General features: G+C 55.8%; 16 protein-coding genes and 1 pseudogene. 13 read left to right on the top strand and 4 right to left on the bottom strand.

Translation table 11 applies throughout. The features are described from left to right. Positions 1–23 precede the first annotated feature (23 nt). The 3 genes and pseudogenes from CU103_RS11175 to CU103_RS32025 all read left to right on the top strand — a co-directional run. The gene (locus CU103_RS11175) at positions 24–728 is read left to right on the top strand and encodes a response regulator (RefSeq protein WP_106664016.1); all 705 of its coding nucleotides are present in this window, start codon (positions 24–26) and stop codon (positions 726–728) included. A gap of 172 nt (positions 729–900) precedes the next feature. Then, positions 901–2196 carry a sensor histidine kinase gene (locus tag CU103_RS11180; protein ID WP_106664262.1) on the top strand — a complete coding sequence of 432 codons (1296 nt, stop codon included), beginning with the start codon at positions 901–903 and terminating at the stop codon, positions 2194–2196. 63 nt (positions 2197–2259) lie between these two features. Further along, positions 2260–2394: pseudogene (locus CU103_RS32025) on the top strand (hypothetical protein); the annotation flags it as partial. A gap of 96 nt (positions 2395–2490) precedes the next feature. Here the strand turns inward: CU103_RS32025 and CU103_RS11185 are convergent. Together CU103_RS11185 and CU103_RS11190 are read right to left on the bottom strand one after the other, a co-directional pair. Continuing rightward, positions 2491–2826, bottom strand: coding sequence for a tRNA-binding protein (locus CU103_RS11185; protein ID WP_106664017.1), 336 nt, complete (start codon positions 2824–2826; stop codon positions 2491–2493). 31 nt (positions 2827–2857) lie between these two features. Then, positions 2858–3358 carry a type III secretion system chaperone family protein gene (locus tag CU103_RS11190; protein WP_100001028.1) on the bottom strand — a complete coding sequence of 167 codons (501 nt, stop codon included), beginning with the start codon at positions 3356–3358 and terminating at the stop codon, positions 2858–2860. Positions 3359–3917: 559 nt separating this feature from the next. Between CU103_RS11190 and CU103_RS31380 the strand changes: the two genes are divergently transcribed. Continuing rightward, entirely contained in the window at positions 3918–4091 is a 174-nt protein-coding gene (locus CU103_RS31380; protein WP_162707068.1) for a hypothetical protein, read from the top strand. A gap of 91 nt (positions 4092–4182) precedes the next feature. Here CU103_RS31380 and CU103_RS11195 read toward each other — a convergent pair whose 3' ends face one another. Then, on the bottom strand, positions 4183–5082 hold the full coding sequence (locus CU103_RS11195; protein ID WP_106664018.1) for a LysR family transcriptional regulator: 900 nt from the start codon (positions 5080–5082) through the stop codon (positions 4183–4185). Positions 5083–5184: 102 nt separating this feature from the next. Between CU103_RS11195 and CU103_RS11200 the strand changes: the two genes are divergently transcribed. Continuing rightward, positions 5185–6174, top strand: coding sequence for a zinc-dependent alcohol dehydrogenase family protein (locus CU103_RS11200; protein WP_106664019.1), 990 nt, complete (start codon positions 5185–5187; stop codon positions 6172–6174). Between the two features lie 77 nt (positions 6175–6251). On the opposite strand, the gene CU103_RS11205 is transcribed toward CU103_RS11200, so the two are convergent. Next, positions 6252–6572 (bottom strand): accessory factor UbiK family protein, encoded by a 321-nt coding sequence (locus CU103_RS11205; RefSeq protein ID WP_106664020.1) that lies wholly within the window; start codon positions 6570–6572, stop codon positions 6252–6254. Between the two features lie 224 nt (positions 6573–6796). Between CU103_RS11205 and lgt the strand changes: the two genes are divergently transcribed. The 8 genes from lgt (at position 6797) to pth (ending at position 14155) form a co-directional block, all read left to right on the top strand. Continuing rightward, complete coding sequence (gene lgt / locus CU103_RS11210) at positions 6797–7687, top strand: prolipoprotein diacylglyceryl transferase (RefSeq protein ID WP_425350598.1); 891 nt, start codon at positions 6797–6799, stop codon at positions 7685–7687. Then, positions 7684–8766 carry a class I SAM-dependent methyltransferase gene (locus CU103_RS11215; RefSeq protein ID WP_106664021.1) on the top strand — a complete coding sequence of 361 codons (1083 nt, stop codon included), beginning with the start codon at positions 7684–7686 and terminating at the stop codon, positions 8764–8766. Before lgt ends, CU103_RS11215 begins: the two co-directional genes overlap by 4 nt. Before the next feature lie 64 nt (positions 8767–8830). Further along, positions 8831–9622, top strand: a complete 792-nt coding sequence (gene pgeF, locus CU103_RS11220) for a peptidoglycan editing factor PgeF (RefSeq protein ID WP_106664022.1) — start codon at positions 8831–8833, stop codon at positions 9620–9622. Positions 9623–9626: 4 nt separating this feature from the next. After that, the gene (locus CU103_RS11225) at positions 9627–10778 is read left to right on the top strand and encodes a M24 family metallopeptidase (RefSeq protein WP_106664023.1); all 1152 of its coding nucleotides are present in this window, start codon (positions 9627–9629) and stop codon (positions 10776–10778) included. Between the two features lie 66 nt (positions 10779–10844). After that, positions 10845–11474 (top strand): hypothetical protein, encoded by a 630-nt coding sequence (locus CU103_RS11230; RefSeq protein ID WP_106664024.1) that lies wholly within the window; start codon positions 10845–10847, stop codon positions 11472–11474. 145 nt (positions 11475–11619) lie between these two features. Then, the gene (locus CU103_RS11235) at positions 11620–12552 is read left to right on the top strand and encodes a ribose-phosphate pyrophosphokinase (protein WP_099998201.1); all 933 of its coding nucleotides are present in this window, start codon (positions 11620–11622) and stop codon (positions 12550–12552) included. A gap of 214 nt (positions 12553–12766) precedes the next feature. After that, positions 12767–13399 carry a 50S ribosomal protein L25/general stress protein Ctc gene (locus tag CU103_RS11240; protein WP_106664025.1) on the top strand — a complete coding sequence of 211 codons (633 nt, stop codon included), beginning with the start codon at positions 12767–12769 and terminating at the stop codon, positions 13397–13399. Positions 13400–13429: 30 nt separating this feature from the next. Beyond that, entirely contained in the window at positions 13430–14155 is a 726-nt protein-coding gene (pth, locus tag CU103_RS11245; protein ID WP_106664026.1) for an aminoacyl-tRNA hydrolase, read from the top strand. Positions 14156–14162 lie beyond the last annotated feature (7 nt).

Genomic DNA, 14162 nt, shown 5'->3' on the forward strand with positions numbered 1-14162 from the left:
GCCCGAAAAAAAGAGGACCGACATTGGTGAGTGACGAACTTCCACTTTCAGACGATGCGCCACATCTGCTCATTGTTGATGACGACACCCGAATTCGAAATCTTCTGTCGCAATATCTCACCGGCAGCGGCTTTCGCATTACGGTGGCTGCCAACGCAGACGACGCTCGCCGTAAGCTTGCGGGAATCGATTTTGATCTTCTCATTCTTGACGTGATGATGCCGGGGGAGAGCGGTGTCGCCCTGACCCAGTCGTTGCGCAAGGAAAAGACTGTCCCGATCCTCATGCTGACCGCTCTATCGGAAACCGACAGCCGCATCACCGGACTGGAAGCAGGAGCGGATGACTACTTGCCAAAGCCTTTTGATCCGCGTGAACTAATTCTCCGGATCAATAATATCCTGCGGCGAGGTGCCCCCGCTACGCAGGCGAAGATCGAGCAGATCGTATTTGGCCCGTATACGTTTATAATCGCCAAACGCGAACTCAAGCGCTCAGGGGAGTTGATCCGCCTGACGGATCGGGAACAGGATATCATGGCTATTTTCGCGGCACGGGCCGGGGAAACGGTACCACGCCATGAGTTGACTGGGCAGGAAGGCGATGTCGGCGAGCGTACGATCGATGTGCAGATCAACCGCCTGCGCCGCAAGATCGAAAACGATCCTGCCAATCCTGTTTGGTTGCAGACGGTGCGCGGCGTCGGCTATAAACTGAGCGTGGAGTAGCAAGACAAGATCTACACCACGCTATGAACCGAGTGCGCAAGCGGATACCGACAAGATGGCAACGACCGACTCCGCAAAACGCGCATTGGCAGTCAGAAAGCGCCACTGGCGGCGCAAGCGAAGCACCCTCCTTGCCCCATGGCGGAAGCTGACGCGATGGCTCGCGCATTGGATGCCAAAACGGCTCTATGCGCGCTCGCTGATCATCATTATCGCACCAATGGTACTACTCCAGTCCGTTATCGCTTTTGTCTTCATGGAGCGCCATTGGCAAACTGTTACGCAACGCCTGTCCACAGCGGTGGTTCGTGACATTGCCGGTATCATCGATCTCATGGACACCTATCCCCAAGACCCGGGCTACGAGAATCTGATCCGGATCTCGCGTGAAAGACTGGCGCTCAATATCTCGATTCTCCCGGCTGATCCGCTGCCCGCACCTGGTCCCAAGCCGTTCTTTTCGATTCTTGACAGCATCTTGGGTGAGGAGATCACCAGGCAGATCAATCGTCCCTTCTGGATCGATACGATTGGTGATTCCGACCTGGTAGAGATCCGTATCCAGCTGGAGGATAAGGTCATGCGCGTATTTGCCCGCCGAAGTCAGGCTTACGCATCAAACACCCTGATTTTTCTTGTCTGGATGGCGGGTTCTGCGCTTGTCCTGCTTGCTATTGCAATCCTGTTTCTTCGTAACCAGATCAAACCAATACAGCAACTCGCGACAGCGGCCGACAGCTTTGGCAAGGGGCGCGCACCGCCACCCGACTTCAAGCCGCGTGGTGCTGAAGAGGTACGCCGTGCTGGTGCAGCATTTATCGTCATGCGCGAACGCATTGAACGGCAAATTGAGCAGCGCACGACTATGCTCAGCGGTGTCAGCCACGATTTACGCACTATCCTGACCCGATTTAAACTTCAACTCGCCCTGGTGGGTAACAAGGTCGATACCGATGCCATGGAGCAGGATATCGCGGATATGCAGTCCATGTTGGAAGGCTATCTGGCATTCGCCCGCAGCGAGGCCGAAGAAGAGACGGGAACCTTCAATCTGGAGCGCTTCTTTGCCAAACTGAAGGAAGAAGGTGCGTTGCTGGAGCGCGGATTTGAGTCAAGCATCCGGGGCGAGCCAGAAATTCAGGTCCGCCCGAACGCATTCTCACGCCTTATTTCCAATCTTGTCTCGAATTCGTTCCGTTATGCGACCAACGTATCCGTCACCGCCGATCATCGCGAGGGCTGGCTGACAATCACCATTGACGACGATGGCCCCGGCATCCCAAAGGAAATGCGCGATGAAGTATTCAAACCCTTCTTCCGGCTGGATGAAGCACGCAACCAGGATGCAGGCGGAACCGGGTTGGGCCTCGCCATCGCACTCGACATTGCCCGCAGCCATGGCGGCGACATCTCACTCGATGAGAGCCCGAAAGGTGGTTTGCGGGCGGTCGTCCGAATACCGGCATAGTCGCAATCAGGGTCAATCAGTCCTTACGCGGCTCGCTCGCCAACCAGTGCTGACGTTTGGGCGGTGCAATTTCTGTTTGTTTCGGATGGCAGCCTGTTCACAACCGGCGGTGCAGAAAATCCGATGCTGACGATTGTCAGTCTCGCGATCCGGCAGGCGGACTATATCGCCAAGGAGATGGTAGCGAAGACAATTTAGCGTCAGGTCGGTTCCACTCGAGTGCTGACAATAGTTACGCCATTGGCACAATTCCAAGGGGAATTGAGTCAGTGGTGTAGCTATTCACATGGGGTTCTAGAACAGCTTGCCGCCATTCGGCACGGGCTTGCTTATGGCAGCCAGGACAACAGCTCCTTCCTCATCCGGAAATCCGAGGGTCAGAACTTCCGACATGAATGGCCCGATCTGGCGCGGCGGGAAATTCACCACTGCCATGACCTGGCGGCCCTGCAGCTGGTCCATCGTATAATGCTTCGTAATCTGCGCCGAGGATTTCTTGATGCCGATTTCGTCTCCAAAATCGATTTTCAGTTTGAACGCAGGCTTACGTGCTTCGGGGAAGGTTTCCACCTCGACGATAGTGCCGACGCGAATATCCACTTTCTCAAAATCGTCAAAACTGATGGTCATAAACTCAACCGTTGAATTGATCTGGTTTCGCTCAGGCTGAACCTACCGTCTCGAACAGTATACTGTCGAGCGATTCCCGGGCTGTCGAACCTGACCAGACAACGAACTGGAAAGCCTGAAAATAGGTCTCGCAGGCGTCCAAAGCGCTGGAGAGCAGTACTTCGACCTGTTTGCTCGTCGGCTCGGCTCCACCCGAGAGCAGCAGCGACTGGCGATACATGACCGCTCCTTCCTGCCGCCAAAGATCAAAATGGCCCATAAGTAGCTGTTCGTTGATGAGTGACAGCAAACGCATCACTTCATTGACGCGCGGCTCGCTCACGGCAATATCAAAGGCGCAAGCCAGATGCAGCGCTTCGAAATCCTCCATCCACGAAAAGGAAATCTGGTAGTCGGTCCAGCTCCCCTCGACAGTGATGGCAATTTCATCTTCCCCAGTGCGCTCGAATGCCCATTCGTTGGCGTGGGCTACATGCTCAATCACATCAACCGGATGCAAATCGCGCGCAATTTCTATTTCCAGAAGGCTCATCGCCACTACCTGCTAAATCGAATCTCATATGACGCTGCGGGAGCACAGCGCACCCACCCGAATGACACAAACGCTTGAAAACTCACCGGCAGGAAGAACGCACCAACCGGACCACGGTTAAGAACCAGAATAACCGCTACATGATCCTAGAAACGAATCATGCTGTAATTTCAGTGTATTGATGCTGAGTCCGAGCGCCAGTCCCCTTTTGATCGAACGGCGAGAATGGGTGTGGACAGACGCTCCCAAAAGGATTCACGACCTGCCTTTAACTGACTCTAAGAAAACGATTTTCGGCGATTTCCACCTGTTGATAAATTCTTAAGATTAATTTTGGGGATTGCGGATTGGGCGGTGGAAATATCAAGAAAATACCCGCAAGGATCGCCGCATCGTTCGCGCGGACGTCCAAGCTCGTGAAGCGGCGATTTTTATGGCCCCAAAAAATTGCGTTCTTGCGCGGTGACAATCGCGCGGTGACGGTCCCGAAATTTCCGTCATATATCCGATATCCACACCATCTAGACTGATGTTCTTGCCAACTCAAAGGAGACCGGCGATGTCCAGCGAAACAAGTACGACTGTGTCCGCAAGCCAAAAGAATGATGACGGACAATGGTACTATGTGATCACCACTGGTGGCGAACAGGGCCCAAAGGTTGGACCTTACGAAACGGAAGAAGAGGCGATCGCAGCAGGCGAACAACAGCTGGCGAAAAGCAGCAACGCCTGACCGAAATTTGGGTTCGAAAAACCCAGTAAATCATATGGCGTGAAATATCACGAAATCCGTGCAGCAGCGGGACCGACCGCGTCCGTTCATTTCACGTCATGAACTCGGGCAATGCGGCCGCCAACGCATCGACAGCAAGGCGAACCTTCAGCGGCAAGTGAGGTGTCTGCAGCCATAGGGCGTAGCAGTCGTAAGGAAATTCGGGCTGATCCTGCAACAGTGGGATTAGTGTGCCGGCTTCAATGCGCTCCCTGATGAGCCAGCGCGGCAGCCAGGCGAGCCCCATGCCGGCGGTTGCAGCATCGGCGATAGCGTCCATGTCGTCGAGCCGTATCCGGCTGATTGGCAAGACCTCCATTGGAGGCGCATCATTGCGTGGAAACAGCCATGGGCGTACACGGCCTGAGCGGCTGTAGATGATCGCATGATGTCCGCTGAGCGCCGCGATCTCCAGTGGCCGGCCGTACATCTCCACATAGGATGGCGACGCGCAAACGATCATGCGCTGGCGTGCAACGCGGCGCGCGATCATACCGGCCTTGCCCTCCAGGCTGCCGGTGCGGATGGCAAGATCATAGCCATTCTCAGCCAGGTCAGCGATGCGGTCATTGAACGACAGATCAAGTTCCAGCATGGGATATTGCTGTGCAAGTTTCAGCAGGATGGGCGCAACGCAGCGCCGGCCGAATAATGCCGGCATGGTGACACGCAGCCTTCCACAGGGATCGGAAAGGTGGTCGGAAGCCAGCGCATCCGCTGCTTCGGCTTCCGCGAGCACCACCTGGCAGCGTTCATAATAAGCGCGTCCGAACTCTGTCAGGCTTTGGCGCCGGGTGGTCCTGTTGATGAGGCGCACGCCGAGACGCTGTTCCAGAAACTGGACGTGCTTGCCAACCATTGGTCCGGACAGATTGAGTGCGGCCGCGGCCCCCGCGAACGAGCCCAGGTCCACAGCTTTAACGAATACGGCCATACTTGTAAGGCGATCCATATTCAAAACTCTTGATTTCGACTGTTCTTCATACAAGCCAATTTATCGCAATAATGCCAGCCGCTATAGCTTATTATGTCGAAATCTTTTGGAGTTATGATAATGACGCGCGTTATTCGCTTTCATAAGCATGGTGGTCCCGAGGTCCTGCGAATTGAAACCGTCGATGTTCCTAAGCCCGGCCGCGGCGAGATTCAAATCCGTGTCAAGGCGCTTGGCCTCAACCGCGCCGAGGCCTTGATACGCTCGGGCTCTTATATCGAGACGCCGCCATTGCCATCCGGTCTTGGCCTTGAGGCGGCAGGCATCGTCGAGGCGGTGGGCGCAGATGTGCGCGGTTTCGCACCGGGCGATGCCGTTAGCGTTGTTCCGCCACTGTCGATGGTCCGCTGGCCAGCCTATGGTGAGCTCGCGACATTTCCTGTCGAGATCGTTGTTAGGCATCCGCCGTCACTGACCTGGGAACGCGCCGCAGCCGTCTGGATGCAGTATGTCACGGCCTACGGGGCGGTGATCGATATTGCCCAACTCCGCAGGAAGGATTTTGTCGTCATTACCGCCGCATCCAGCAGTGTCGGCCTTGCCGCGATCCAGATTGCCAACCTGGTTGGCGCGACCCCGATCGCGGTCACACGGACGTGTGTTAAGAAGCAGGCCCTGATCGAGTTAGGTGCAGCGCATGTCATCGCTTCAGCGGAGGAGGATCTGGAGGCCCGGCTAAGAGAAATCACCGGCACTGAGGGCGTACGGGTTGTGTTCGACGCAGTTGGCGGCCCATTAATCGAGCCGCTGACGGCTGCAATGTCACGGAATGGCATTCTCATCGAATACGGCGGCTTGAGCTCAGATCCTACCCCCTTCCCGCTGTTCACCGTGCTGAGCAAGAGTCTGACGCTGCGCGGTTACCTCATCCATGAGATCGTCCGGGATCCGGCACGGTTGGAGGCCGCCAAGACGTTCATTCTCGATGGGTTGATATCCGGTTCGCTACAGCCAGTAATTGCCAGAATTTTTCCGTTCGACCAGATCGTAGAGGCGCATCGCTTTCTGGAATCAAATGAACAATTAGGGAAGATTGTCGTGACCCTTTGACGTTCCGTGATCTTCGGTCCGAACGCATTGATGCGCAGGACCGAAATCCACCAAACCCGCCGGTTACAGTTCGGAAACTACGCCTTCTTTGTACGGCCGCCACCAGACGCAGCAGGCTTTTCCAAAGTATCGCCCGGAGCTTTCTCTTTTGCGCCTACAAGAGCTTCCAGCGCCTCGATGCGGGCCAGGAGTGCCGTGTTTTCCGCCCTGGCGCGGATTGCCATTTCGCGCACAGCCTCGAAATCCTCGCGCTGCACCACATCCATCGTGTTGAGCAATCGTTCTGCCTGGCCACGGAACGCTGTTTCGACCTCGCGGCGCACGCCCTGAGCCGCTCCCGCAGCGTCTGTTACAAGCTTTGCCAGTTCATCGAGAACGCGATTTGATCCATTGGTCATGGCTGTACCTCCTCTGCTGCGCCGTGCTCCCTTTGTGCATAAAGGACGCAGTAGCACCTTGAATTGCGCACATCCTTGTCGAAACCTCTTCCAGTTTCAAGGATATGCGCCGGTTCCCAATCAGATAATCGCCGCCCGGTGTGATTGCAAGCAAGTTGGGCATTGGATCGTCCGCATGCAAATGTTACCGGAGAGGCAACTTGACGCTCTTCATGCCCTCGCGCATGGTCCCGCCGATCATCAATCACGACTGGAGTGCCTTTGTGAGCGAAATCCTTCTTCCGACATTTGCCGCGATCGCATTTCCGGATATTGATCCTGTGCTTTTCTCTATCGGCCCGCTGTCAGTCCATTGGTACGGTCTAGGCTATGTGGCCGGGATTCTCTTTGCTTGGTGGTATGGCAAGAAACTGATCGGCAAGCCTCGCCTTTGGGCGAATAACACGCCACCGATGAAACCTGCCGACCTTGACGATTTTGTCCTGTGGGCGGCACTTGGCGTCGTCCTTGGCGGTCGCATGGGCTACATCCTCTTTTACGACCTTGCTCGTTATGTCTCCAACCCGCTGGACATATTCAAAGTATGGGAAGGTGGCATGTCGTTCCATGGTGGTCTGCTTGGCACCATTCTGGCGATGATACTCTTTGCCCGGTCGCGTAGGATCAATGTCTACAGTATGTTTGACACCGTCGCCGCCGGCGTGCCGGTTGGCCTCGGTCTTGTCCGGGTGGCAAACTTCATCAACAGCGAGCTCTGGGGACGCCCAACCGACGTTGCATGGGGCATGATCTTTCCAACTGGCGGACCTTTCGTCCGCCATCCGAGCCAGCTTTACGAGGCAGCCCTGGAGGGCATTATTCTTTTTACAACCCTCGCACTCTTGATCTTTTATGGGCGGAAGCTGAAAAGCCCGCGCTTCATCAGCGGCGCCTTCATCACTCTATATGGTCTCTCCCGCATCTTCGTTGAGTTTTTCCGCGAGCCGGATGCACAAATCGGCTATCTTTTTGGCGGGTGGCTGACCATGGGTATGGTGCTTTCCATTCCCATGGTGATGATCGGCTTCGCCTTCATATTATCGGCTCGTAATCCCGAGGTTGCCACCGGACGATGAATCTGAAGCAACGCATCATCCGCCAGATAGAAGCCACCGGACCGATCAGCGTTGCGGACTACATGGCGATGTGCCTCTTCGACCGCGATGCCGGTTACTACACGACGCGCGAACCGTTCGGGAAAGACGGGGATTTCATCACAGCGCCAGAAGTCAGCCAGATTTTCGGGGAGTTAATTGGCGTATGGTGTGTCAGCGCATGGCAGGCGCTCGGCGCCCCAAGCGAATTCGTCCTTTGTGAAATGGGCCCCGGACGCGGCACGCTGATGAAAGACCTGATTCGTACAGCCATAAAGCTGGCACCGGATTTCATGACTGCTGCGAAGATCCACATGGTGGAGATCAGTGATCGGTTGACCCAGATCCAACAATCGGCACTCGGCAAACACTCGAATGCGATTGTTTGGACCAAGCAGCTCCGCCAGATTGGACCTGGGCCCCTTGTTCTCATCGCAAACGAGCTATTCGATGCCATTCCTTCGCGCCAATATGTCAAGATAAAGGGCCGTTTTGTCGAACGCACGCTTGCACTCGATGCCAGAAAGAATCTTGTCTTTGCTGCGGGATCTGGCGCGATCGACCAGGCTCTGCTTCCGCCAGCTGCTAATATCGCGCCAGAGGGCAGTATCTTCGAAATAGCCCCGGCCCGCAGCGCCATGATGCAGGAGATTTCCGAGCGGATCCACGCCGAACGCGGAGCAGCTCTCCTGTTTGACTATGGCCATTTGCAACCAGGTTTTGGCGATACATTGCAAGCTCTGAGCCGACATTCGTCTGTTGACGTATTGCATATCCCAGGAGCGGCAGACCTTACGACCCACGTGGATTTCCACAGCCTGGCTCAGGCCGCTCGTGCAGAAGGCTGCAAGACGAGCGCCATGAGCCAAGGCGAATTTTTGCTTGCAATGGGATTGCTTGATCGAGCCGGTGCGCTGGGACGGGGCAAACCAGCCGCTTTTCAAGACCAAATCCGTGGCGACGTTGAACGGCTCGCCGGACCTGAACAAATGGGGACACTGTTCAAGGTATTGTGCGTGACCGATCCCGCCACCCATACTTTCCCGTTCGAAGCGAAATGACATTCAGGCAATTGACTTCAATCGATTGCTCAACCACCATCCGCAGCCTTGAAAGGCATCCGGCATGACCACATCCGACAAACCAGCTCCACTGCGTTCTACCTTGCTGGGATCACCCGAAAAAGATCGAATCGCTCACGGATTCTTCACCCGCAAAGGTGGCGTTTCAGGCGGAATCTATCGTGGATTGAATGTCGGTAGCGGTTCGAACGACAATCAGGATCATGTCAAGGAGAACCGCCGGCGGGTCGCGGAATCGCTCGGTGCGCCACTGTCGCGCCTCGTGACAGTGCATCAGGTTCATTCCCCTGACGTCGTCACCGTGACGGCTCCATTTGCCGGTGACAGACCGGACGCAGATGCGATGGTCACAGCCACCCCCGGCATCGTCATTGGCGCATTGTCAGCCGATTGCGGACCGATTCTCTTTGCCGACACTGAAGCCAAAGTCGTCGGTGCCGCCCACGCCGGATGGCGGGGCGCCATCGGCGGCGTGCTTGAAAACACAATTGACGCAATGATCGCCCTTGGCGCGCAACGTGATAGAATACATGCTGTTCTCGGCCCAACAATCGGCCCCGACAATTACGAAGTTGGCAGCGAATTCTATGACCAATTTATTCGAACCGATCCCGCATACAAGGGTTACTTTCGCGACTCGATCAAGGATGGCCACAAGATGTTCGATCTGTGGGCTTTTATCATGACGAGACTCGATCGTGCCGGGGTGAACGCCTCATCGCTACAGGCATGTACCTATGCAGATGAGGATCAGTTCTTCTCCTACCGCCGGACGACCCATCGCAAGGAACCGGACTACGGCCGCCAGATCTCGGCGATCACTATCACGGAGTAACAATATGGCCCTTCATTTTGAACCGGAAGAATTTGCCGCGCGCCGCGACCGGCTTATGATAGTGATGGCCGAGCAGAAGCTGGATGCGGTCCTGCTGTTTGCGCAGGAAAGCATGTATTGGCTTACCGGCTACGACACCTTCGGCTTTTGCTTCTTCCAGTGTCTCGTCGTGAAGGCCGATGGCAGCAATGTCCTGATGACCCGCTCCGCCGATCTGCGGCAAGCGCGCCAGACTTCCAACATCGAAAACATCATTGTTTGGGCCGACCGCGACAATGCCAATCCCGCAGCAGATTTGCGCGAAATCCTGAATGATCTCGATCTGCTTGGGTGCCGCATCGGCATTGAATATCAGACCCATGGGCTGACCGCGGCCAACGGACGGAAGCTGGACGAACAGCTCACCGCATTCGGACAGCTCGTCGATATTTCGGGCATTGTCGACAAGCTGCGCGTTCTGAAGAGCCCTGCAGAAATCGTATATAGCCGCAAGGCTGCTGAACTGGGTGATGAAGCCCTTGATGCCGCGGTAAAGCTGACGAAGGCGGGTGCCGACGAAGGTGCCATTCTCGCCGCCATGCAATCGGCGATATTCATCGGCGGTGGCGATTATCCGGCCAATGAGTTCATCATCGGCTCCGGTGAAGATGCGCTTCTGTGCCGCTATAAGGCCGGCCGGCGCAAGTTGACCAAGAATGATCAGCTGACATTGGAATGGGCTGGCGTCTATCGCCACTATCACGCCCCCATGATGCGTACTGTACTCACAGGCAAGGCTTCGAAACGCCATCAGGAACTCTATGAAGCGGCCCATGAAGCGCTGCTTGCCGTCGAAGCTGCCATGACACCTGCCTCCACGTTCGGCGATGTCTTCGACGCACATGCCAAGGTTATGGAGAGCCACGAGCTGACCCGCCACCGCCTCAACGCTTGCGGCTATTCTGTCGGCGCGCGCTTTACGCCGTCATGGATGGATATGCCGATGTTTTATTCCGGCAATCCGGAACGGATTCAGCCCGATATGACACTATTTGCCCACATGATCATCATGGATTCAGATACCAGCACGGCCATGACCCTTGGCCGGACATATCTCACGACGAATGGTGATGCGGAGCCGCTTTCTCGCCAGCCTCTTGACTTGATCGTAAAATAAAACTTTTGTCTGCTTCTATTTTCTTAAGTGGACTAACAGGTGGCTCATGACGGGGTTTGAGTGAAGATGATATCGCGTAACTCAATGACATGCGCAGTCGCCATTCTGGCAGGGCTTGCACTCACCGCGTGCAATAGCTCAGAATCCCCGATTGGCGTTACCAAATCTGATCTGACAACGGCCCAAGGTAGCCAGACAGCGCCTGCACCAGGAACACCAGCACCACCGGGCGCACCAGCAGGGGCTACACCAAACGCACCCGCCAGTGGCACAGTCACTGCATCTGGAACGACTCAGGCCGCTACACCAACCGCGCCTGGCACGCTTCGCACGGCAAAATTGCGATTTGCACCTATCGTGGGTGCGCCGATTGCAGCTGCTACACCACTGTCGCAGCGGCTGTCAGCGCTCGCAAAGGAAAAGGGCATCACGCTTGGCACGGCTGCCGATACAGATAATACCCATATTATGAAAGGCTACTTCTCTGCCCTCCCCGACGGCAATCAGACGACGATCATCTATGTATGGGATGTGCTTGATCCCGCGGGGACGCGCCTTCACCGCATCCAGGGCCAGGAAAAGGTTCCAGGAGGCGGTGCTGATCCGTGGAGCTCAGTCCCGCCCAAGACCATGGAAGGGATTGCTGACAAGGCAATACAAGGCTATCTGTCATGGGTATCCGGCGCCAAGACGTGACATATTTACGCGTTTTGCGCGATATTCCCGTTGAATTGTGCATGAATCTTGCTTGCGCGCTTGCAATGTGCGTCAAGCACAGTAAAAGGCCCGCCATATCCTTTACTTGGCTGACGCTCTGAAAAAGACGTGAGGAAAATACGGCATGAAACTCTTCGCGGGCAATTCCAATCGTGTTCTCGCCGAATCTGTCGCCAAATATCTCAACATTCCACTCGGAAAGGCCAGCGTTCGGCGCTTCGCTGACCAGGAGATTTTTGTCGAAATTCAAGAGAATGTCCGCGGCGAAGACGTCTTCGTGATGCAATCGACATCATTCCCAGCGAATGATCATTTGATGGAATTGCTCATCATGATCGATGCGTTCCGCAGGTCATCGGCAAAACGCATCACAGCCGTGCTTCCCTATTTTGGCTATGCGCGCCAAGACCGCAAACCTGGTCCGCGCACACCTATTTCTGCCAAGCTGGTTGCAAATCTGATCACTGAAGCCGGCGCGAACCGCGTCCTCACCCTCGACCTGCACGCTGGCCAGATCCAGGGCTTTTTCGATATTCCGACCGACAATCTCTATGCCGTTCCGGTCATCGCGCGTGATGTCCGCGCTCATTACGGCACTTCAAACGTCATGGTCGTTTCGCCCGATGTTGGCGGTGTCGTTCGTGCCCGCTCGCTGGCAAAGCGCATCGACGCCCAACTCGCCATTGTCGACAAGCGCCGCGATCGCCCGGGCGAGTCGGAAGTCATGAATGTCATCGGCGATGTTCGCGGCAAGGACTGCCTGCTGTTCGACGACATCGTCGATTCCGGCGGCACTCTGTGCAACGCCGCCGAGGCCCTGCTGGCGAAAGGCGCCACAAGTGTGACTGCCTATATCACACATGGCGTCCTGTCTGGAGGCGCCGTCGCCCGTATCGGCGGCTCCAAGCTCAAGGAACTGGTTATCACCGACTCCATACAGCCAACCCCAGCGATCGAAGCCGCGCACAATATCCGCGTGCTGTCGATTTCCGATCTGATCGGCGAAGCGGTCTCGCGCACGGCATCGGAAGAATCCGTCTCCAGTCTGTTCGACTAAACAATCTGCAGCAATATTGCAGACAATGGCGCGCTGGCTTCGGGTGAAGCAACTTGCGCAATGGCCGTCTTTCCGTTATAGACCCGCCATCCGCGTAGACACCCTTGGAGGCAACGCGGAATGGGGCGGTCATAATGGGCCGCTTCATGTTTTTTGGACAGCCGACCATCGGCCTCAAAGAACACTCCAGATTTGAACCTCGAAAGGAAATGCCATGAGCGAAGCATACGAGCTCAAGGCCGAGGCGCGCGAACGGGTCGGTAAGGGGTCCGCCCGGGAAATTCGCCGCAACGGTAAAGTGCCAGCAGTCATCTATGGTGACAAGCAGGCGCCAATCTCGATTACCCTCGATTACAAGACGCTGTACTACAAGATTCACGGCGGCGGTTTCAAGACGACGATTGCCAACATCCTTCTCGATGGCAAGTCGATTCAGGTCCTTCCGAAGGACTTCCAGCTTGATCCTGTCAGTGACAAGCCAGTACACGTTGATTTCCTGCGCGTATCGGCCAAGTCGGTCGTCAACGTGCATGTACCGATCCACTTCCACAATGAAGACGCAGCACCCGGCATCAAGCGCGGCGGTGTTCTCAATATCGTTCGTCACGATGTTGAGCTTCATGCTCCAGCAAACGCCATTCCGGACGCGATCGATATCGATCTGACCGGCTTGCAGATCGGTGACTCGATTCACATTTCCGCTGTGACCCTGCCAAAGGGTGTCACGACGGTCATTCAGGATCGCGATTTCACCATCGCCACCATCGTTGGCCACGCCGCTGAAGTAGAAGAAGTCACTGAAGCTGCTGCGGAAACCACCGAAACCGAAGAAAAAGAAGGCGAGTAATCGTCTCTCTGACTATTGGGAGCTAGGCGCGTGCTGCTTATCGCAGGTCTTGGCAATCCGGGCTCCCAATATGCTGCAAACCGGCACAATATCGGTTTCATGGCGGCGGATGAGATACACCGCCGCCATAATTTTTCGCCTTGGACCAAGAAGTTCCAGGCACTTGTCGCCGACGGTATGATCGACGGCGAAAAGACCATCCTGATCAAGCCCCAGACCTTCATGAACCTGTCAGGCCAAGCCGTCGGCGAAGCCTTGCGCTTCTACAAACTGGATCTCGGCGACCTGGTTGTCATCTATGACGAACTCGACTTGCCCTCAGGCAAGGTACGCGTGAAAACAGGCGGGGGTGCAGGTGGTCACAACGGGATCAAGTCGATCGATGCGCACTGCGGTAAGGAATATCGCCGCGTACGGCTCGGTATTGGCCACCCTGGTGTCAAGGAAATGGTTTCGAATCATGTCCTCGGTAATTTTGCCAAAGCCGACCGCGAGTGGCTGGACCCGCTGCTCGACGCGATTGCTGTCAATGCCGGGCTTCTCGTCAAGAAGGACGATTCCAGTTTCATGAATCGCATGGCCCTGGCTGTGGGCAATAGCGCCAAGACGACGACTGAAACGGTCGAAAAGCCTGTTGCAAAATCCGCCGGTCAAAGCCATATCCGGCAAGCGCGCAGCCAAAAGCCTGCCGTCAACATTCCAAAATCCGGCCCGATGGCCGACATGCTGAACAAACTCTTCGGTAAGAAAGAATAAGGATCGC

This window comes from Phyllobacterium sophorae, assembly GCF_003010965.1.
Taxonomy (GTDB): Bacteria; Pseudomonadota; Alphaproteobacteria; order Rhizobiales; family Rhizobiaceae; genus Phyllobacterium; species Phyllobacterium sophorae.

Bases quoted from the DNA above. Each gene is read 5' to 3' on its own strand.
- CU103_RS11180 (WP_106664262.1), top strand. From the start codon at position 901: ATGCCAAAACGGCTCTATGCGCGCTCGCTGATCATCATTATCGCACCA.
- CU103_RS11185 (WP_106664017.1), bottom strand. From the start codon at position 2,826: ATGACCATCAGTTTTGACGATTTTGAGAAAGTGGATATTCGCGTCGGC.
- CU103_RS11190 (WP_100001028.1), bottom strand. From the start codon at position 3,358: ATGAGCCTTCTGGAAATAGAAATTGCGCGCGATTTGCATCCGGTTGAT.
- CU103_RS31380 (WP_162707068.1), top strand. From the start codon at position 3,918: ATGTCCAGCGAAACAAGTACGACTGTGTCCGCAAGCCAAAAGAATGAT.
- CU103_RS11195 (WP_106664018.1), bottom strand. From the start codon at position 5,082: ATGGATCGCCTTACAAGTATGGCCGTATTCGTTAAAGCTGTGGACCTG.
- CU103_RS11200 (WP_106664019.1), top strand. From the start codon at position 5,185: ATGACGCGCGTTATTCGCTTTCATAAGCATGGTGGTCCCGAGGTCCTG.
- CU103_RS11205 (WP_106664020.1), bottom strand. From the start codon at position 6,572: ATGACCAATGGATCAAATCGCGTTCTCGATGAACTGGCAAAGCTTGTA.
- lgt (WP_425350598.1), top strand. From the start codon at position 6,797: ATGGTCCCGCCGATCATCAATCACGACTGGAGTGCCTTTGTGAGCGAA.
- CU103_RS11215 (WP_106664021.1), top strand. From the start codon at position 7,684: ATGAATCTGAAGCAACGCATCATCCGCCAGATAGAAGCCACCGGACCG.
- pgeF (WP_106664022.1), top strand. From the start codon at position 8,831: ATGACCACATCCGACAAACCAGCTCCACTGCGTTCTACCTTGCTGGGA.
- CU103_RS11225 (WP_106664023.1), top strand. From the start codon at position 9,627: ATGGCCCTTCATTTTGAACCGGAAGAATTTGCCGCGCGCCGCGACCGG.
- CU103_RS11230 (WP_106664024.1), top strand. From the start codon at position 10,845: ATGATATCGCGTAACTCAATGACATGCGCAGTCGCCATTCTGGCAGGG.
- CU103_RS11235 (WP_099998201.1), top strand. From the start codon at position 11,620: ATGAAACTCTTCGCGGGCAATTCCAATCGTGTTCTCGCCGAATCTGTC.
- CU103_RS11240 (WP_106664025.1), top strand. From the start codon at position 12,767: ATGAGCGAAGCATACGAGCTCAAGGCCGAGGCGCGCGAACGGGTCGGT.